Raw genomic sequence first — 20,541 nt, 5'->3', positions numbered from 1 at the left:
GGGCTACCTTTTGCGGAATGGATATGTTATAAGTATTTTAGATGTGCCTTACTCTACAGAATATCATTGGAGAACTAGTATAATAACTGCAATAAAAAATTCGTTAACTCTTCCGTTCGAAAAATATATTTTTAATGCATTCCAAATTAATAGATAAATCTTTTATAAACAAAACATACTTACAATAGTAGCACAGCATGGGTGTAATCTATAGGGTGAAAGTCCCGAGCTGCGAAGACAGAAGTAGCAGTTAGCTTAACGCAAGGGTGTCTATGGCGACGTGGAATCTGAAGGAAGCGAGCGGCAAATCTCCGGTCTGAGGAACACGAATTTCATAGGAGGCTAGGTATCATTGGATGAGTTTGCGAAACAAAACAAAGTCCTTTCAGTCGAAGGTGATACACGGATAGGCTACACTTAGTTGGACAGATATTTTAAGGTCAAGTAGAATACCAATAAGACAATAAGGGGAGAATCTACCATGACCAAAAGAGCACGTAGAACATTTACTGCAGAATTCAAACAACAGATGGTGCAACTATATCTGAACGGCAAACCAAGAAAGGATATCATTCGGGAATATGAGTTAACTCCATCCTCCTTAGATAAGTGGATTAATCAGCATCAAACTACCGGATCCTTTCAAGAAAAGGATAATTTAACGCCCGAACAAAAGGAACTTTCAGGAACTTCAGAAAAGAAACAAGCAACTTGAAATGGAGAATGATATTTTAAAGCAGGCAGCGCTGATACTAGGACGAAAGTAAATGTGATCAAGAACAACCAGCACAAGTACTCGATATCAGCAATGTGTAAAGTCCTACAGCTTTCAAGAAACACCTATGAAGCAAAAGAAAGAGCGTCAGAGGATGATATAACCTCAAAATTATCTAAATCTTTTATTTAAGCCGGCAAAACTACGGCACACGTAAGATAAAAGTGGAATTAAAAAACAAGGATTTATAATTTCAAGACGCCGAATCGGTCGCATTATGCGGGAACAAGGGCTTGTTTCCTCTTATGCAGTGGCCCAATTTAAACCACATTCAACGAAGTGCAATGAATCTCAAAAACAAAATGAATTAAATCGTGCTTTTCATCAAGAAGAAGAAATGACAGAAAGTACCGGTCCAAACAAGGATGCAGCACTCGTATATCGCGCCTTTTCTTCCATTAAGAAAGATTTGCGTAAAATTCAATATTTCCACACGGATTGTGGAAATGAATTTAAAAATAAACTAATAGATGAAGCTTTAGAGACTTTCGGTATAAAGCGATCATTAAGCATGAAAGGCTGTCCTTATGATAATGCAGTGACAGAAGCAACGTTTAAAATTATCAAAACAGAGTTTATTAAGAAAAGGCATTTTACTAGTTTAGAAGAATTATCAAGGGAATTATACGACTATGTGAATTGGTTTAATTATATTCGAATTTATGGAACATTAGGTTATTTAAGCCCTATTGAATATAAACTGAAACACCTTAAAAAAGTTGTCTAGTTTTGTGTTGGTTATACCAGATATTACCATTTGTAATGTCTTACCGTTTTATGCCAGCAATACCATCTCGGTACTAACACAAATTAGAGCTTTACACAAAGCAAATGTCTTAGATAGAGTTCAAACGTTAAATGCAGCTAAGCTAGCAATCGCTTTAAAGGATAAGAGACTTATTTTATTAGGTTGGGGGAAACCAGAAGTTAAAACTATTCCCAACCTGTTCTATTATCAAGAAGTCCTTCGTATTGTTGATTTACTTTCTATATTACACAAAGATGATTTATATGTTTTTGATATTAAGAATACTATTAGCACTTTTACCGAACACGGAGACCCTCGTCATGCGGGACGTTTCTGTTACTTTACAGGACATAAAAAAGACAAGTGTTTCAGAGTTATTTGGTCTAGGTTAATTTATAAGGAAGCAGAGGAATGGATGATTAGGAGAGAAGATTATGAGTGGTCAGATATATACTGATGAGCAAAACCAAATTTTTATAGACAATATTAAAGAATATCGTTATTTTGTTCAGGATGAAACAGAGGTAAAAACAAAAGAAATCACTATAAACTTTGGAAAAAGATTGATAAAAGAATATCCTCAACTAGCAAATAGGAATCTTAAAGGAGAAGGTGTGGCACAGAGACTTGTTTATTTTGACAACCTTCTTGCAGGAGTCGAATTTCCTCACGAATATTACCTACAAAACACAATGAAATACTTCAATACGGTTCCAAGACCTGATGGAAATAAAGAACCAAATAAGTGGGTAGTATCCCTACATCAAACAAATCGAGAATATAAACCAAAGCGTAAACACGAGAAGTAGTAATAAGCGAAGTGTAATTAAATATTTTGGGATAGTGGCTTTAGAACACAGCCTTTAGAATAATCAGAATTTAATTTGACTTCCCATTCTTTTTTGTAAACCATTACTACATAGTACAACGATACTATTTAATAGTCTTATCATAGGAGGAATCTATTTACTTATAAAATTTCTCAAGAAAAGCTAAAAAGCGTACTTTTAGCAATTTTCTATGAATCGCCTTAAAAGCAAGCAATATGAGCTTGCTTTTATACAGTAACGCTGTATAAGATGTATAAAAACCAAATTTAAAAATGCTGAAGAAGCATCCATTTTGATTAATCTTTTTTTCAAGATGGATGCTTCTTATTAATCTTAAAGTAAGGTTTTACGAGGTGTCTTTGTTCAAACTTTATTTTAAAGCTACACTTAATCAATCTTTATTCAAAACTACAAATAGTGTTAGAGTTATCCACTAATATTTCCGCATTATCAAAATTGTAATGGGGGTTGTAATTTTTTCAAAGCGTTTTGTAAATTTCACAACACCCTTTGTAAAATTTACAAAGTGGAAATTTAATATGGGTTGTAAAAATTACAAGGCATATTTATCTAACAATTTACGCTTTGTAAAATTTTCAACCCCTGTTGTGGATTTTTTAAGGTATTTAATGGTTGAGAAATTTACAAGGGGTGGTTGTAATTTTTGCAAGCAAATAAATACTAAGTTAATAAAAACAATTCTTTTAAAAACATATATTATATAAGGGAAAACCAATTTTGTTATCTACTTGTCTTAAAAGAGAAGTAGGGATATAATACCACTATACAAATCTTTCGTATTTTTATTTTTATTTGCAATCCTTAAGGATTAGCAGTCTTAGTTATAACGTTAACAGCCTTTGTGGTTGATGAAAATAAATAGCTTATAAGCTATTTATCTACATTAAATCACAAAGGCTTTTTTGCGTTATTTTAACGAAGCATTTGTACAGATGAATTCATAACAGAAAGGATTGAGAGAGGTATGACGACGAAAAAGCAATCTAAAAAGAGAAAATTAAAAGAGGGTACCAAGAATTCTAGGACCATCAAGGAACTAGTAAAACAAATCGAAAAGAAAGTAGAACAGGATGGATATTGCATTTTAAAGCAGATTTATCATGGGAATGAAACTTACCATAAAATTTGGTGGTGGATGGAAATAGAATTAATGATTGGAGAATATGACCTAGCAGCTAACAAGGTTAAAGAAACAAAAGATATAGATATCGAAAATCGACAGAATCTACTAGATATAGTAGTAGGTTTAGAAGGTACCGTATCCCTTGTACAGCTTGTTAAAGATTAAACCAATAAGGAACTACAATGTTATGGGACATGAGATTTTATTACACAAAGGTGAAAATATGAACATAGAAACTTTTAAGTTTCCGTATTTCAAATACAAAGAAAGATATATAGAATATTGCGGTTATCAATACAATCAATATTGGTTTTTGATTCATAATTCCAAAAGATCAGAAGTAGTTTCTATATCTAATGATATTTGTTCATCTTTTGATACAGCAATGTCTTATTTAACTAAAATGTACTTTGATAAAAAATGAATTAATAAGAGGGAGGTGCCCTACCTAATTAGATAGAGGCATCGATGCTTTCTATTCTAATTAGGTAGAAAGCATGAAGGAAACTAAAACGATAAGTATAACCGAAGAGTTAATAGACACACCAAAAATGATTGAAGTATATCTAGATGATGCATGGCAGACCGCTTTTTGCTATGGATTAGCCTATAAAAAACCAAAGCAAAATTGGCAAAGAGCAAAACTGCTTCTAACTATTATTGCTGGTAATGATTCTACTGTACAAGCTATGAAGGCTGCTATTGATATAGGATCAAGTGGTTTGTCTTTCGGAAACGGAGAGAAAGGCTTAACAGATTATACTTATACAAAAGAATTGGAACTCTATACAGAAAAAGGGAAATACGAAAAATTTCCAATGACTATTATGAATAATAGAAAAGCAATTGTTGTTGTTCATGATGAATTAATGGGAAATGATGATTATATTTTATCTTTTACTGGGGATCCAGCAGAAGACTTACGCATAGTTTTAGGCGGAGGTAAATTTGGACTACATATCCTACCCGAATGGAAAGATATTATTTTTCATGAATTTTTGAATATAGGGATTTTACAATCTGTAGATCTTTACTTTGATTCTAAATTATTTCCAAAAGGATTTTCGTTATTTAAGTTACAAGCTACAGAAGAAGAGGTTGATAATTTAATCTCTAAAATGATTAAAGAGAAAAAGTTAAGATTCCGCAAAGAGGGTACTGGAACTGTAGTAGAAATGGTATCAGATTTGACAGAGTATATGCAACAAAATGTTGAGGGAATGATTAAAAAAGTAAGCAAAGAGGTATCACCAATTCATAATCCTTTAGTGGATCATATTAGCCCTAAAATTAGTACTTATAAACGTGAATTGTTTCCAGTTCAAGCTCATGTAAGTACTGCTGTAGCGAAAAAACTTGCTAAGAGTAAGGCTGTAATCATCCAAGGCGAAATGTCGACAGGTAAAAGCACCATTATGACTGCTGTGGCTGATGTACTATCGGATATGAAAAATAAAGAAGGATATCATAGTGTATTAATGTGCCCACCTTCTTTAACTAAAAAGTGGCCAGAAGAGATTAAAGAAATAATTCCTCATGCTGAAGTGAGAGTAATTGAAAGAACGAGTCAATTAATTACTTATCATCGTGATTGGTTAATGAGTGGAAGAAAGAAACCAAAAAACCCAGTTTTTTTCGTTATATCTTTTACTACCATGAGAGGAGATTCATCTATCGTTCCAGCTGTTCAATTTAGTCAGAAAAAAACTAGTAAACAGCAAAGTGAAGATAGATTACCTTATCGATATGGTTACTATTGTCCTTCTTGTGGAAAGGCTCACCAGGTAATTGAAGATATAAAAATGATTCCTGATACGGATGAACCTTCTAAAGAAATAGAAGTACGTTCTACAAGAACCATGGATAAAGACGAATTCGGAACTGGAAGAAGGCTGACAAACACACAAAAGCCCGCAAATGCCTTTTGTTCAGAATGTGGAGAAAGCTTATGGACCAAGAAGGTGGCAACTCGTTATTCATCAATAAAAGAATGGTATGAGTATGAGAAGAAATTGATTAAAGCCATTAAGGAGGGAAATAAGAATTTACTAGAACATATTCAAAGTAACCAAAAAGAGGTTCCAAAAAAGCAGGGTCAACCACGAAGAATTGCCAGTATTGAATACATTCGAAGAAAAATGAAAAATTTTTTTGATATTGCAATTGTGGATGAGATTCATGAACTGAAAGCATCGACAAGTGCTCAAGGAAATGCATTGGGAAGTATTGCAGCTGCAGCTAAGAAAGTGGTTGGAGGAACTGGAACATTATTTGGTGGAAAAGTGCGCCCATAAGGGCATTTAGTAATTCGACTTTAGGCAAGTCGTAGGAGTGTAGAGGCATCAATTGTCTCCTATCATCTACTAATTTACTCGTGAGGGAAACCAATAACGGGGAACACAGCATATTAGGTGAAAAGCCATAAGTCACCAAGTTGTCATGGTGCAACTGAATGGCAAGATGAAATCGAAACAGACGAGGATGAATGCTAAACTGCGTGAACGATAGCCAAAGGAGTCCTAGCGAAGACATAGACGGAAGACTTCTATTAACGTCTATTGACCATATGTTGTCTAATAGCTTTGCCGTTAGATAATTACTGCTTTATAAACAGCTTTTCCGTTTATAAGGTTATGCCTCAGTGGTCTTCCAACCATAGTAAATGGTAAATGGCGAAAGTCGCATCCGACACTGGTTCAAGCCTATGTTACTAAATGTACTAAATGGGGATTGCCTAAGTTGGAATGCCTGTAAAGGCTATGACACTTTAGGTGTCTGAATATCCAATAGGGCAACAGAGAGTCCGTAGTAGTCCGAGCTAGGGAAAGCTTAGTACATGGCGAAGGGACCAAGTTATCTAGTCCAGAACAAAATCAGGAAGGTGTGGAGACACTTTGAGAATCCCAAAAGTAGTTATGGACAACCTAGTTGAAATGTCCAAGAGAGATGAGAATTACGTTTTCGAACGTATATATCGAAATCTATATAATGAAGAGTTCTTCCTAGAAGCTTATGCAAAGTTAGCTAAAAAGGAAGGTAATATGACAGAGGGTACTGACGGAAAAACCATTGATGGTATGAGCATCGACCGAATCCGTAAACTCATTGAACAGTTAAAAGATGAAAGTTACCAACCAAAACCTTCAAGAAGAGAATATATTCCAAAGAAGCCAACAGGTCAGAGACCTCTAGGAATTCCTTCAATGGATGATAAGTTAGTTCAAGAAGTTGCACGTAGAATCTTAGAAGGGTTATACGAACCTATCTTCCGAGATTCTTCACATGGTTTTAGACCTAATCTTAGTTGCCAAACTGCTGTAGACAAAATAAAAAAAACATTCACTGGAGTTAAGTGGTTTGTTGAAGGAGACATCAAAGGATTCTTTGACAACATTGATCATCACACTTTAATCAATCTTCTTAGGAAAAGGATAAAAGATGAAAGGTTTATTCGACTTATCTGGAAATTCCTCAAAGCAGGTTATTTAGAGGATTGGGTTTACCACAAGACTTTCAGCGGCACACCTCAAGGTGGTGTTATCAGTCCATTATTAGCAAACATATATCTTCATGAATTGGATAAGTATATGGAACAATATGCTGAAGAATTCAATAAGGGTAAGAAGCGAAAACGGACACATGATTATAGAGCGTTAGAATGGCAACTAACGAAAATGAAGAAATCTGATGAAGAATGGGACTTAATGTCTACTTCTGAGAAAAAGGAACACACCAAAGCTTATAAAGCACTCATTAAGAAACGTAATGAGATGAATGCGACTGATCCATTTGATACTGACTTCCGTAGAATCAACTATGTCCGTTATGCTGATGATTTCCTTGTCGGTGTAATTGGAAGTAAGGAAGATGCGGAGAAAACCAAACAGGACATTAAGGCATTCTTGTCTAATAAGCTGAAACTTGAACTATCAGTAGAGAAAACACTTATCACTCATGCCCATAAAGAGAAAGCTAGATTTCTGGGTTTTGATATTGTAACGAGTTACAGTACACAACCAACAAGAAATAAAGATGGCAAACTCCAAAGGCAAAATAACGGTAAGGTAAAACTCTACGTCCCGAAGGAAAAATGGGTAAATAAACTTCTTGACAGGAATATTCTAAGAATAAACGGTAACGATTGGAAAATGGTTCATAGACCTGAGCTAATCAATAATGACGACCTTGAAATTATTAGCATCTACGATGCAGAACTTCGAGGATTCTATGAGTATTACAAGATAGCGAATAACGTGAGTGTGCTTAATAAAATGGCATACATCATGGAATACAGTATGTATAAAACATTCGCTAGAAAGTACAAAATTTCAGTTAGAAAAGTCATAGATAAATTCAGTGTCAATGGAGTATTCACTGTTCAATATGAAACGAAAAAAGGAATGAAGTCAAAAACACTCATTAGTTCTTTTACTAGAGTTGAAAAGGCTTCGACAGAGTCCAAAATCGATAATCTACCTAATGGTTGGGTGTACAGTGGCATTACAAGTCTAATTGACAGAATGAAAGCCCGTGTATGTGAATACTGTGGAGCAACTGATGTTGATTTGGAAATGCACCACGTTAGGAAACTAAAGGACTTGAAAAAGAAAAGAAGTCTACAAAAATGGGCAGTGATTATGATAGCCCGTAACCGCAGGCAGCTTGCTCTCTGCGCAAGAGGTCAAGGAAATGACTGTCATATGAAACTTCACAATGGACAACTTTAACTAAAAACTGGGAGATAATAGTGAGCCGTATGCTTGGAGACTTGCAAGTACGGTTCTGGGGGAGAGTTGGTGGAAACCTACTATAGTAATATAGCAAGGCACCGCCTTCTTATCCCGTTGCGGAAGATATTTATTATACCTTATGGAGACTGTTTCCTTCTTTGATGGTGGAAAATGGTTATAAATATTCTGAAGTTAGAAAATGGAACGAAGAATATGGGGTAATTGAAACTACCACTTATAATCAAGATTCTAATTCTGAATATACAAACAAGCAATCAAGGGGTGGGACAAAAAGAAACGAGAAAACACTACCAGGTATTTCACCTTTTGTTTTTTCAAAATTTCTTGTACAAAATACAGTACTTGTTAGATTAGTTGATGTTTGGCCAGATCCTGTTGAACTGGTGAATGTGCCAACTATACTAGTGAAACCAGATGAAGATCTCCAACTAAATTATCAGAGAATGGTCAACACTTTTGAAAAATCCATTGACGAGTTAGAAGATGGATTTAAATTATATATGCCATTAACTCAGACTGGAATTTCATACCCAGATAATCCATTTACTTATCCAGCATTTTATATGAATGGTGAACTTATTTGGAAACCAGAACCATTCGAACAAGAAAGAATTCTTAGTAAAGAGAAAAAGTTACAGGAAATAATTAAGGGCGAGATATCTGAAGGAAGAAAATCTATTGTTTATGTTCGAGATACAGGATCGAGTGTTGAAGGTAGGGATGTAAGACCACGATTAAAGCATATTTTAGAAATGATAGGTGCTAAGGTCTGTATCCTGGATACTTCTTCAACAAGTACCAATAGACGAAGTGAATGGTTAGAAAAAAAGATAAAAAAAGAGAATTATGATGTGTGTATTGTATCTCAAGAATTAGTGAAAGTAGGATTAGACCTATTATGTACTCCAACATTGATATTTTATCAATTTAGTTGGTCTTTATTTACAATTAATCAAGCTGCACGAAGAGCATGGAGAATAAAACAAACCGAGGAATGTAGACTATATTATTTAGCGTATGAAAATATGTACCAAGAACAAATGGCAACATTAATAGCCATGAAGAATAAAGCTGCTGGTGCTATTAACGGTGATGTTTCTAGTGATGGATTGAATGCTATGTTAGGGGATACTGGCGATTTACAATCCATGCTAATACAATCTATAAAAAAAGGAAACGTGCTTCAAGGGAGTACGGAAGAATGGGTTGCTGAAGCGTCGGTTAGAGCTAGAGAAATTCTTTCTAATATTGGAAAACCTAAGAATGTACCATTAAAATCAAACAAAGAATATTTCGAAGAATGGGCTAGTAAGTACATTAAAACTGAAAGTTCAAGAAATGTACTTATAAGAAAATCTGAAACTATCGCGAGCAATATAGAAAACGGTAAAATTACTGGTTTTTACTTTAATGAAATGTCATTGGAAGTAGATCTATATGCTGCTTTTGGAAGTGATTCAGCTCTTGATGGTGAAATAGTAGACTATTTAACTCGAGTTGAGAGGGAGTCAAAATCAAATAATGACAGTTCACAAATTTCTTTGTTTGATTTAGTGGAAGAGAAACCAGCACAAAAGAAAAATAAACGTAGAGTAGTCAGTGGTCAGCTGGCATTCGAATTATTTTAGGAGGGTAAAAATGCATACTATTACGATAAATTTAGATTGGTTTGTATATATGTATTTTCTAATAGAATACTTTTTCCACGCAGTCTGTATGGATTTAAAGATGAAACATTATTATTTAGAGAATGGATTAATTCCAATAGAGACAGAATCTAATACGGAAGAAGAAACTATTTATTTAGAAGAAACCTATAATCTAAATATACAGGAAGATGATTGGGAAGAAGTTATGTGCCCAACTAATATTTATCATATTACTCCGACTGTTTCAGAATTAGATGATAGAACAATAGAATACTTAACGAATTTGACTAAAGAAATAAATTCTGAGGAACTATGTGACGTGCAAAGTCAACTGCTCGAAGAAGAACTTAACCTTGCAGATTTAAATGCAACATCTTCTCGAGAATTTAGAATCAAACAAGTAAATTCAGTAACTGAGGTTCTGGTGGATGAGATACCAACTACAAAAATTGCTGATAATTTACAAGGGAAGCAGCGTTGGCTTGTTTCTGTTCTAGGTATGGAAGAGGATTATATCCATGTTTCAGATGGTAAAAGAGTGTGGATAAATATAGGTGAGAGAGTACATCAAATAAATAGAAAAGATTCCTTGTCTTTAGAAATAGTAAGAGAAGGAAAAAATATTAGAGTTTCAAAGATAGAAATTTTAGAACATGCTGTTTCATCAGATTATATCATCCCAGATGAAAAAATCGAATATGAGGCAGCTGCAATTTAAGTAATATTGGATATTCGGAGGAAGTGAATTTAGTTCACCTCCTTCACTAAATGTATAAATTTGGATTTGTTCATTTAGTGAAGGAGAAATCCTCTCGGGTACAAAAATTTACCGGTCAAGGTCTATTTAACTAGTTTTTGGTGAATTTTTCATGAAAATTAGTAAAAATATCCCTGTAATCGACAAGATTCGACAGTTTTGCTATATACATTAATACTATACTAATGTACATCAATGATAAAAAAATGAAAGAAATTATAAAAATCCTTCTAAAGGGGGCAGTGAAATGAGATCTGATATCAACACAGCTGATTTAGAATCTATCTTGTCTGTGATTGAGGATGACAATCGTTATATTCGAAAACTAAATCTAGAATATAGGATAAAAGATAATAAATTCTATATTGGTTGTGTATATGGAGATACATTTAATACGTTAATCAAGAAAAATTACTTAGAGGCATTATCGAAAGAAGTAATTAATATGTACGAGAGATGCCTATTCCCGTTAAGCATACTTAAAATTCATGATTTTACTATAAATATAGAAATTAATGATAGAGGGGGATTTATACAGGAAGAGCAATATGTAGAAATTATTATCCCTGTGGAAGCATTTGATAAATTATCGACTTTGTCCCAATTATATAGCAAGTTTAAAAAGCTTCTCCCTCTTTATCCAATAATAAATTCGATAGAGGTTCAAGGAGAAAAAAAACGGCTAAATCAAATCCGAATTTACCTCTATACTAAGGAAAAATCCTATTTGAAAAATGAAAACCAAACGGATTTTTTAGGACAATGGATAGCGAGTTTTAATAATTTTTTAGACTATATTCCAGAAGCGCCGTTTTACACTAAAGTTAAAGTTCAAAATGGAATGCTAAACCCAATACAATTAATAAATGAAGAGGAGAAATGGTAATGGTTCGAATAGGAGAAAAAAGTATAAATGAGATTATGGTAACGATTAAGGAAAAACAATTAAACTTATCAAAATTAGAATTTAAAACGAGAGATAAGTTCGTTTTAATAGGGCCAATTGGTACAGAGAATATCAAACAAGAGGATGACTATTATGAGAATATAAAAGAAAATCTTATATTTGCTAATTATAGTTGGCTTTCACCATTATGTGATGATCTAAAATGTCCTTTTCAAGGACATTTAGAAGTCTTACCTTCAGGAGAAATGAACCATCATAATATTGATTTAACAATTAGTATACCTCTATCAGCAAGCCGAGAAAAGGCAATAATAATGAGTACCTTATATGAGCAATTTAAGGTCTTAGAAAAATATCGGAATTTCATCCAATATTTTGATGTAAGTGGTTTTAAATACATGACTAATCTCATTCATGTAAGTTTAAAAATTCCAGGTAATAAAATTACACCTCTTTTAAAAGAGGCAAAAACAAAACCTGTAAATAAACAAATTGTTTCTCAATGGTTAGCTACAGTAGAAAATATCATGGATCAGAATTCGAATAACTACAGTTATTCACAAAAGGTTTATGCTGTTGATGGTAGAATGCAATCCACTACATTTGAGTCGAAATTCACTTTTAAAGTTCATCAACGAAGAGGGATTTTTAATGATTAGAAGTCGAATCAAAACAATCATGTCAATATTTATATTCGCACTTTTATTGATTCCTACAAAAGCATTGGCAAATCCTTATAGTGATGCTCCATCCATGGATGATATGATTACAAATTGGGGAAATTCCATAAATGATTCTGCACCAATAGTATCTAGTTTATTTTCCTCCCTCTTTACTATAATGTTCTTGATTGGAGTAGTTAGGCTAGGGTATTCAATTGTTACTAAAACTGGGCAAGTTATGAAAGGAGCTACTGGTGTATTGATTTGGGCACCAATTTCTTTCTTTATAATTCGTATTTTTTTAATTGTATTATTTACAATAAACACAACAAATGTTACACTTTTTGCAACTGATGTAATAAACTTATTACAGTTATCTGGTTTTTATACAGTAGTGGGAATGGCATTGGTTGGATTAGTTATGTTTCTATTCTATAAACTTTTGAAACACCCTGAATTTGGTAGATGGAGTAAGAGACTATGGGCATCTGCGGGATTTCTATTAATCATTAGCTTTATAATCCCTTATGCATTTGGTGCAGCATAAATAAAGAAGGTGATATCTTGTTGTCTTTAATAGTAGATAATACAAAAAATACGAGAGAAAAAGTTTATACTTGTCGGAATTCTTGTGATCTTTATGATTTTATTACAGAATCCTGTTCAATTAAAAATAAGGTAGATGTAGATAATCCTTTAGTTGTTACAAAATGTAGTAGATATTTACCCACAAATAGTTTGGAAATAGATATAAATTTAAACCAAGCTGAATTTGACAGATTAGAAGAAGAGGAAACCTCTTACCATTTTACAAGGACAAATTGAAATCTTAAAAAAATCGTGCTATCCTTTTAAACCAGATTTCCCAGCTGGAAGAACAGATGCTAATTGGTATGTTTCTCCTTGTCAAGAATACGGTTGTTGGATAGTTAATGATTACAAGAAGCCAATTGTACTAGTTAGTCCTAATCCCGGAGAAAAAGTATATAAGTCGGCAATACCGCTTCATAATCATAAAGCGTCAAAAGGTTTAGCATCACGAATAGCTTGGTATATTGATGAAAATGGTATAGGTCAATATGTGACTTTACTAAATGGACATATTCTAAAATAACAAACCAATTGAAGTATTGAAGTATACGTTGATATCTATCGATGTAAAGGATATAATAAAATCAATAAATTGAATATCTAAAGGGAAAAACCCTATCTGAAGTAAGACGCTTTTGGTGTCTTATTTAAGATAGGGTTTTTTTTATTTCTAAGGGGGGTGACGAGCATGAAGGGATGTATTTTTATTGTTGAAAATGAGAATTTTACTTTTCGAAAAGGCTTTAAAGATCTATTAGAGGTGAAATTCGGTAAAGATTATATAGTCTCGACAAAAGATAGTTTACAAGATACTTTACGTGGTGAGCCAAAACTTGTAATACTCACACAAGAAGTTTTAAAAGAAGTAAATGCTATGGAAAAGATAAGGACCTTGTACCAGTATGGTACTAAGTTCGTTTTGATTAAGGAAAATGATAATGGCTTTCCTTTTGAATTAAATATGTTTAACGGTTTTTTATCCAAAAGAATGCCTACTAAAGAAATGACTGAAGCGATAGAGAACGTATTGTTACATGGAACAATCTATGTCCATCCTGATATAGGTGCATATATCTTATCAAAATATAACCGTTTTGTTGATGTCTTAAAAACAAATGAAGTGGTTCGGTTGTGAATGAGGTAATAAAAATTTTGTTTTATTTAAAATTACAGTTGTATTTGTGGTAATTTATGTTATGATTATTTTAAATATTAGAATTGGAGTGATCATAATGGCAAATACATTGTTGGTTGTTGGTGGAAATCAAGATAAAACGTTCAAAAAAATGGGCGACAGATTTGAGCTTAAAGTGCTACATCATCCTGGAGAGTCGAAAAAGTCAGGAAATAAAAAAGAATACCAAACTCTAATCAATAAGGCGGATTGTGTAGTTGTGTTAAAAGGGGCTATAAATCGTAAATCTATGATTATGGTTAAGGAGATTTGCAAAGAGCAAAACAAAACTATTGTTTATCATCAAGGACGCGGAGTAACTGGAGCAATTCAATCATCACTTGCTTATTTTGAAGGATTGTCTGCATAAAAAGGAGCTAAGATAATGTTCTTCATCACTACGGACATTAAAGGTGTAAAAGGTAAGATTAGCGTATTTTATAAAATTTCTTTTTCAAATGAAAAATTTAAAAAGTATTTATTAGAACTAGCTTATCAAAAGGTAACCATACATTTAGAGATTAAAAGGCAGCATTTTCCTTTGTTTGGTAGAAATAAAAGAACTAAAATCATTTTCTCTGATAGTTTGCTAATTAAGAGTCAGGACTGTTTAGAGGACTACATTTTATTGGGACGACTTTCACATTTACTGAGATGGAAGAAGCATTGGAGTTTGCAAAAAATGTTAGAAAAGCAACTATATCTTATTTAAGAAAGCAAGAGAAGAGATTTAAATGGAAGTGCCGCCAAATTAATTGGAGCACATATCTTAAGGAAAAATTTATGTTGTAAAAGGAGGATGTAAGGTGATATCAGCTATGTTTCGTGATGGAAGAATTATCTCCATTAATGAATATAATGATGATCTACACAACCAAGAAATTTATTGTATCGATAAAAGCTGCAAAGCACCATTGGTTCATGTGAAAGGTAACGAAAGAACAACACCTCATTTTAAAACTACAGGTAAAAATGAATCTAAGCATACCTCTTCCTGTGGATTTTACAGACCTCTTTCGTTTGAAGAGAGCCTTTCGAAAATTAATGACTATCAAAGTGATTTTATAGAACAAGGGATAAGTGAAACAGTGATTAAATTAAGCTTAAATAAATTAGATCCTGATTATGAACCTAGAAGTATCCAAAGAGAAGAGAAAGATGAAAAAAAAAAGAAAAAGCAAACAATCAAAATAAAAAACGAAACCGCTCCTCCCAACAGCATCAGCTCGCTGAAATCTATAGTTAAATTGTTCTCCACCTATGAACCAGATATTCTTAGCAGCATTTTAATTCAAGTGAAAGGACACAAAATTCCTATTTCCAATTTGATTTTGTCTCAAGAGGTAGCTCATGAGAAGTTATGGTCAGACATGGCTGTACTTAACCTTCCTTATTTAGTTCATGGAGAGATAGAAACAATAAATAGAAGAGATAAAGTTATTTACTTGAACTTTAAAAAAATTAATAATATCTCATTTTCAATTGTTATCTTTGAAAAATACTTTAAGTATTTCTCTTATACGGATGAAGAATTAATCGGAAAGTACATTCTTTGTTGGGGACACCTACATAAAAATACATTTAACGATAAGAATTTTACCAATCTAATAATTAAATCAGACGAATATATAGAAATCATAAAAAAGGGATGAATTAAATTGATTGAACAAGAAGAAATAGAAACTATAGAAGGCAGCCCTATAAAAGGGATATTTTTAGGGTTATGTTTCTCCATTCCACTATGGATTTCTTTGATAGGTTGGATAAAGATATTTATTTCTATAGAATAATTTTTTTGAAACGGGTTTCCCCTACATATAGATAAATTCAACTTGTAGGAGAAACAAAGAGGTGAGGTTGAACATGAAAAGGGTGGGTTACTTAACTAAGAAAACCTCTAAAGGAAAAGTATATTTGTATATCCGCAAATCTTATAGAGAAGGAAAGAAGGTAAAACATCAATATCTATATGGATTTGGACCAATTGAAACAGCAAAAGAAAAGCTATATAAAATTTTTGGAGAAGAAATAGAATTTCCAAAAGAGTTGAAGATAAATGGATTTAATTTAGATGATGTCTATGATTGGATATTAACTTTAGAAACAGGTGTAACAAAAAGTGGAAGGTCATTTGATATTAGCTGATTCGAAAAAAAGATAGGAGTATAGATAAAAAATGTTGAGTCAAGATGAGAGAACAACAATGAAAACATATGTAAGGAAAATTTTTATTTTTTTTATAGTATTGTTCATCGTAAGATTATTTATTTTTGTTCCTTTAAAGGTAGATGGTGAATCTATGAAACCGACACTACAGAATGGTGATTTAGTCCTAATAAATAAATTTAATAAACCGGAGAGATTTTCAATCGTAATTGCCCAGCTTCCTTCAGGAGAGAAAATAGTAAAGCGAGTAATTGGGTTACCAGGTGAAACAGTTCAATATAAGAATAATCAATTGTTTATAAATAATGAAGCTACTGACGAGGATTTTTTACATAATGGAAAAAAAGATATTTATACGGAGGATTATGCTTTAAAGGGGAAAGTGCCAGATGAACATCTATTTGTATTAGGGGATAATAGACAATTTAGTACGGATAGTAGGGAATTAGGGGCAATTCCTATTGATAGTGTAGTTGGCTGCATTGAAGCGCGATATTGGTCTTTAAACAAAGTGTCTATTTCAATCGGAAAGGATAATTTTAAGTGATTTTATTAAGGAAGTTTCTGAATATGCTAATGAAATTGAAAAGCAGGCTAGTCAAAAAGTAAAAATCTATCAAGATGAAAAGAAAAAAATATTGGAGAAACATCATTTAGCTATGGAACAAAATATAAAAAAGGTGCAATTGTTTAACAAGACCAATAAATAGATAAGGAGATTAGGTATGTTGTTCTATATTGATGTATTGGGTGCAATTCTGAAAATACTTGGTTGGATTAAATCATTGATAGAAATGATGGATTAGTAAAGGGAGAGTTATTATGGATATTACAGAGAAAAAGAAAATCAGAAATGGACATGGGATGATGTAGGGGCCATACTAATAGTAATAGTAATAGATAACTTATATGCAATAGAAAGGCAGATATAAATGAATATATTAACACACCATTCAAAACTATAGTAATCACTTCGCAAAAAAACTTATATAGGTAGGTAAACTTATGAATATGTTACAATTTTTTGATAGATTTTTATTTTATGCGAAAATATTTGCACCAATATTAATTTTCTTGATAATATTTTCAATTTTAATGGTTTTTGTATTAGTTGTTAGGGATATTTTTTATAGTCTTCGCATTAAATTTCTTGTTAAAAAAAATACAAATAAAGATAGTAATGATAAATTCAACTTAAAACAGGACATAGAAAATTAGTAGATAACTTATGTGCAATAAAAAACGAGAAAACTAAGGTTTTCTCGCAATTAAACCATTCATACTTAAAGTAGGAAAGCCAATTAAATAATAATCATCATGATTATGGTGAACAGTAGTTTTAATCCAATGTTTATGATCAAATTTGAATTCAATATCATCACCAGTAGTGAAATACTCACCATTGGGTAATGAATATCTACCTTGATGATTCTTGGAAAGCATATTATCTTCCGTATTCGTCAACAAAGAAATCAACTCCATTACTATTTGTTATTAAAGGATTGACTAAAAAAAAGATAATTATACGTAAGAAACAATAGCTATACTGCACCATACGAAACTTAGACGAAATTGAGCATTATGGTTTAAAAAACTGGCCAAGAGACCGAATTAAAAGGGATTGGCATATTAATTATTTCAATTGAGATTGAAGAATTTGATTATAATTACGGAGTCAAAAAATTTGAACAGTGGTTATCTATTCAAAGAATTATATAGAAACTTTACTTTATTTGAAAGTAAGTTTGCAAATATAAAAAAAAGGAAACCTTTCTGAATAGGCTTCCCTTTTCTATATTTGTATTATTTTCAACATCTAGTTTAACAGTGCCTCATTTAAAAATAATTTTAATTAGTTAAAATGAGTTATAATTGAATTTTTCCAAACATGACCTGCATTATTCTCTCTTCTTGATTTTTTCTGCAAGTAAATAGACGTTGTTTGAATCGATTTATGCCCCAATGCTATTTTAATTTGATCTAAACTTGCTCCTTGATCCGAACTTATTTGAGCAAAGGCATGTCTCAGTGTATGTGGCGTAATTGGATTTTTCTTTGTTTTGATGAAAGGTAATTCCACTTCATTAATTTTTTTTGTTAAATAATTTGATAAATATTTATAATTGTATGGTTTTCCTTTGTTCGTAGTAAAAATATACGAATTATCACTTCCATCTAATACAAAATCTAACCGTCTTGCTCGTCGAAATCTCCGTATTTCTTCTATTATATATGGATGTAAGAGAACCTCTCTTTCATGTCGCCCTTTTCCTAGCACATATAACCAATAATCCCCATCCGCATATGAAATATCCGATATTTTACTATGACATAATTCGTTTATTCTAAGCCCTGTCGTAATTAAGGTCGCTAGTAAGCAGTGTACGATTGGATGATTTTTATAATAGTCCAATATGGGTAATACTTCATTTTTTCCTAAATCTCTGTCAGGTCGATCAATATCCCGTACATTACTACTCAACATTTTTTCATGCAGCGGAATTTCTATATATTTTGTTTTGTACAAAAAAGAAAGTAACCCTTTAAGAACTACCATTTTGCGACTCAGTGTAGAAACTGCATATGGCTTCTTCCCCTTTCCTAACGGAGCTGCTGCTAACCACTCTTGAAATTTTCTAATATGTACATGATTGAGTAGTTTAAATATCTGATATGGATTTTGCTGTGCGTTTAAATCTAATCCAATGGAAAAAGCATTTTCTATTATCTGTTTATACATGATAAGTAAATCTCTACTGTACTCTTCGATGGTGTTCTCCATTTTATTCTTTCGTATATCCATATCTTTCTTTTGATGTAAAAATAAATACATCATTTCCAAGTCATTCATTTCCGCATTGTTAGATACGTCCTCCATAATGATTAACTCGTCGGGTAAATTTTGAAATAGCGACGGATCTGTTAGTATTTTCGAAAACGATGCGATGGACGACTGACTTCCTGTAAATTCTATCGAATTTTTATTCGAATGGAATGAAATTTCTTTTTCTAGCATTTTCACACCCCTTTTGTCATTTTTTATAAGTAAAGTAATTATCTGGTGATAAATGATTCGTTATTAAGTTAATTTAGTCATATTTAATATATACTCCTATATTAGTAGAAAAATACTTTATTTGTCTACTATATATACATATAAATAAAATTAATATCTAAAATACATTTTAATATAAAATAGTAGGTAATGTATTTTTTTATATAAAACAGATATTGAACCTTTGTTTAATATTAAGACATATATTATAATCTTATTAATGATAAAAGGGAGAGGTGGATTTTTTGATTAGCGAAAGTTTATACCGAGCATTAGAAGAAAGTACATTTTTTGTAAGTAAATATGAAGTGCAAGTGAAAACTTATTTCTTACAAAAATCCAAATATGGTCTCAGAGTGCAAGTTAGTAGATTTGTAGATAAAAGAGGTAGTTTGAGTCGAGAAAAAGATACAGTTGAGATTAAACTATTGATAGGGGGAGGAGGTGTAGTTATTGATAAAACGTTTAAAAGTATTACATTAGAAAAACCAACAAGAAAAATGGTAGAAGAATGTATTACAGATTTTTTAGAGAATGCTAGTGAGTATTGTAAACAAAGTGAGAATTAATACATAAATTAGAATTATTCCCCAATTGAATATTGACTATAGTAAATGGTAACATATAAATAGATTATAATATTGATTTAATATTAAATAATATGTATACACTATTTTAATAATGATTAGTCGGGGAGAATAAAATGGGCCAAGAAAATAAGAAAAAGAAAAAGCAAATTACTACAAAAGAGGCTGCGGAATTATTAGGTGTTGCCGAGAACACAGTTTTATCATATTCCAGACAAGGCATATTAACTGCAGTAAATGAAAAAAGTTGGCAAATTGATAATACGAAGTACTTTTATATAGATGATGTAGAAGAGGTAAAAGACAAATTAAAAAAGCCAGGACTTAGCACTGGGGAAGTTGCTACACAATTAGGAGTATCTACTGTAACGGTATTTAACTATATAAAGGATGGTAAACTAACTGCAGAGAAAGAAGTTTATAGAGGTAGGGAATTATATTTTATTAAACAAACGGAGCTTGAACGTTTTCAAAAAAATTATAAAAATGTTAGAAGTAGAAATAATAAAGAGTTTTATTCTAAACCAAATAAACAGGGTTGGTTTCAATTGTTTATTCATGAAAGAAGTGAAGAACATGGAAGATTGATGGTTGGGGATGATGAAGTTTACTTTTTGCTAACTGCTAGTGGAAATAAGATTCCATATACGAAAATTGAGCAATATGGTTTTAAACCGGTTTATTTAATTGAAAGAGGTTCGATAATTTCCAAAAGGAAATTTGCTAAATTTGAGTTCCCTTATGA

22 protein-coding genes and 1 pseudogene are annotated in these 20,541 nt (G+C 32.1%); 21 read left to right on the top strand and 2 right to left on the bottom strand.

The genetic code is table 11. The annotated features are described in order from the left end of the window. Positions 1 to 481: 481 nt before the first annotated feature. From ACWNMZ_RS24715 to lepB, 19 genes and pseudogenes are all read left to right on the top strand, one after another. Positions 482 to 1,502: pseudogene (locus ACWNMZ_RS24715) on the top strand (IS3 family transposase). Next, the gene (locus tag ACWNMZ_RS24710) at positions 1,495 to 1,980 is read left to right on the top strand and encodes a hypothetical protein (protein WP_449598948.1); all 486 of its coding nucleotides are present in this window, start codon (positions 1,495 to 1,497) and stop codon (positions 1,978 to 1,980) included. The pseudogene ACWNMZ_RS24715 and the gene ACWNMZ_RS24710 overlap by 8 nt, the downstream one beginning before the upstream one ends. Beyond that, on the top strand, positions 1,958 to 2,332 hold the full coding sequence (locus ACWNMZ_RS24705; RefSeq protein WP_251628134.1) for a hypothetical protein: 375 nt from the start codon (positions 1,958 to 1,960) through the stop codon (positions 2,330 to 2,332). Before ACWNMZ_RS24710 ends, ACWNMZ_RS24705 begins: the two co-directional genes overlap by 23 nt. Positions 2,333 to 3,338: 1,006 nt before the next feature. After that, positions 3,339 to 3,662 (top strand): hypothetical protein, encoded by a 324-nt coding sequence (locus ACWNMZ_RS24700; protein WP_047944141.1) that lies wholly within the window; start codon positions 3,339 to 3,341, stop codon positions 3,660 to 3,662. Between the two features lie 332 nt (positions 3,663 to 3,994). Further along, the gene (locus ACWNMZ_RS24695) at positions 3,995 to 5,791 is read left to right on the top strand and encodes a DEAD/DEAH box helicase family protein (RefSeq protein ID WP_251628136.1); all 1,797 of its coding nucleotides are present in this window, start codon (positions 3,995 to 3,997) and stop codon (positions 5,789 to 5,791) included. Positions 5,792 to 6,391: 600 nt separating this feature from the next. Beyond that, entirely contained in the window at positions 6,392 to 8,224 is a 1,833-nt protein-coding gene (locus ACWNMZ_RS24690) for a reverse transcriptase/maturase family protein (RefSeq protein WP_311297486.1), read from the top strand. Between the two features lie 164 nt (positions 8,225 to 8,388). After that, positions 8,389 to 9,876, top strand: coding sequence for a helicase-related protein (locus ACWNMZ_RS24685; protein ID WP_251628216.1), 1,488 nt, complete (start codon positions 8,389 to 8,391; stop codon positions 9,874 to 9,876). A gap of 10 nt (positions 9,877 to 9,886) precedes the next feature. Continuing rightward, positions 9,887 to 10,615: a hypothetical protein gene (locus ACWNMZ_RS24680; protein ID WP_251628139.1), complete on the top strand. Its 729-nt coding sequence runs from the start codon at positions 9,887 to 9,889 to the stop codon at positions 10,613 to 10,615. 286 nt (positions 10,616 to 10,901) lie between these two features. Next, positions 10,902 to 11,540: a hypothetical protein gene (locus tag ACWNMZ_RS24675; protein ID WP_251628141.1), complete on the top strand. Its 639-nt coding sequence runs from the start codon at positions 10,902 to 10,904 to the stop codon at positions 11,538 to 11,540. Continuing rightward, the gene (locus ACWNMZ_RS24670) at positions 11,540 to 12,220 is read left to right on the top strand and encodes a hypothetical protein (protein WP_251628143.1); all 681 of its coding nucleotides are present in this window, start codon (positions 11,540 to 11,542) and stop codon (positions 12,218 to 12,220) included. Before ACWNMZ_RS24675 ends, ACWNMZ_RS24670 begins: the two co-directional genes overlap by 1 nt. Further along, entirely contained in the window at positions 12,213 to 12,770 is a 558-nt protein-coding gene (locus ACWNMZ_RS24665; RefSeq protein WP_251628144.1) for a hypothetical protein, read from the top strand. Before ACWNMZ_RS24670 ends, ACWNMZ_RS24665 begins: the two co-directional genes overlap by 8 nt. A 20-nt stretch (positions 12,771 to 12,790) precedes the next feature. Beyond that, complete coding sequence (locus ACWNMZ_RS24660; protein ID WP_251628147.1) at positions 12,791 to 13,048, top strand: hypothetical protein; 258 nt, start codon at positions 12,791 to 12,793, stop codon at positions 13,046 to 13,048. A gap of 454 nt (positions 13,049 to 13,502) precedes the next feature. Further along, the gene (locus tag ACWNMZ_RS24655; protein ID WP_251628148.1) at positions 13,503 to 13,949 is read left to right on the top strand and encodes a hypothetical protein; all 447 of its coding nucleotides are present in this window, start codon (positions 13,503 to 13,505) and stop codon (positions 13,947 to 13,949) included. Between the two features lie 97 nt (positions 13,950 to 14,046). Then, entirely contained in the window at positions 14,047 to 14,358 is a 312-nt protein-coding gene (locus tag ACWNMZ_RS24650; RefSeq protein ID WP_047944126.1) for a DUF2325 domain-containing protein, read from the top strand. Positions 14,359 to 14,373: 15 nt separating this feature from the next. Further along, positions 14,374 to 14,700, top strand: coding sequence for a hypothetical protein (locus tag ACWNMZ_RS24645; protein ID WP_251628151.1), 327 nt, complete (start codon positions 14,374 to 14,376; stop codon positions 14,698 to 14,700). Positions 14,701 to 14,794: 94 nt separating this feature from the next. Further along, entirely contained in the window at positions 14,795 to 15,640 is an 846-nt protein-coding gene (locus ACWNMZ_RS24640) for a hypothetical protein (protein WP_251628153.1), read from the top strand. 6 nt (positions 15,641 to 15,646) lie between these two features. Next, a complete protein-coding gene (locus tag ACWNMZ_RS24635; RefSeq protein ID WP_285846431.1) occupies positions 15,647 to 15,778 on the top strand; it encodes a hypothetical protein in 132 nt (43 codons plus the stop codon). A 73-nt stretch (positions 15,779 to 15,851) separates the two neighbouring features. Beyond that, positions 15,852 to 16,133 (top strand): hypothetical protein, encoded by a 282-nt coding sequence (locus ACWNMZ_RS24630; protein ID WP_251628155.1) that lies wholly within the window; start codon positions 15,852 to 15,854, stop codon positions 16,131 to 16,133. A gap of 31 nt (positions 16,134 to 16,164) precedes the next feature. After that, entirely contained in the window at positions 16,165 to 16,701 is a 537-nt protein-coding gene (gene lepB, locus ACWNMZ_RS24625) for a signal peptidase I (protein WP_449598947.1), read from the top strand. 704 nt (positions 16,702 to 17,405) lie between these two features. Here lepB and ACWNMZ_RS24620 read toward each other — a convergent pair. Both ACWNMZ_RS24620 and ACWNMZ_RS24615 read right to left on the bottom strand, forming a co-directional pair. Beyond that, on the bottom strand, positions 17,406 to 17,621 hold the full coding sequence (locus ACWNMZ_RS24620) for a DUF5348 domain-containing protein (protein WP_251628159.1): 216 nt from the start codon (positions 17,619 to 17,621) through the stop codon (positions 17,406 to 17,408). Between the two features lie 385 nt (positions 17,622 to 18,006). Continuing rightward, positions 18,007 to 19,170 (bottom strand): tyrosine-type recombinase/integrase, encoded by a 1,164-nt coding sequence (locus ACWNMZ_RS24615; RefSeq protein WP_251628160.1) that lies wholly within the window; start codon positions 19,168 to 19,170, stop codon positions 18,007 to 18,009. Positions 19,171 to 19,454: 284 nt separating this feature from the next. Between ACWNMZ_RS24615 and ACWNMZ_RS24610 the strand changes: the two genes are divergently transcribed. Together ACWNMZ_RS24610 and ACWNMZ_RS24605 are read left to right on the top strand one after the other, a co-directional pair. Further along, complete coding sequence (locus ACWNMZ_RS24610; protein WP_251628161.1) at positions 19,455 to 19,778, top strand: hypothetical protein; 324 nt, start codon at positions 19,455 to 19,457, stop codon at positions 19,776 to 19,778. A gap of 134 nt (positions 19,779 to 19,912) precedes the next feature. Next, positions 19,913 to 20,541: helix-turn-helix domain-containing protein (locus ACWNMZ_RS24605; RefSeq protein ID WP_449598946.1), on the top strand; the 629-nt coding region annotated here is incomplete at its 3' end.

This window comes from Niallia sp. Marseille-Q9988, from assembly GCF_976954375.1.
This window is presented reverse-complemented; position numbering and strand designations above follow the sequence as displayed.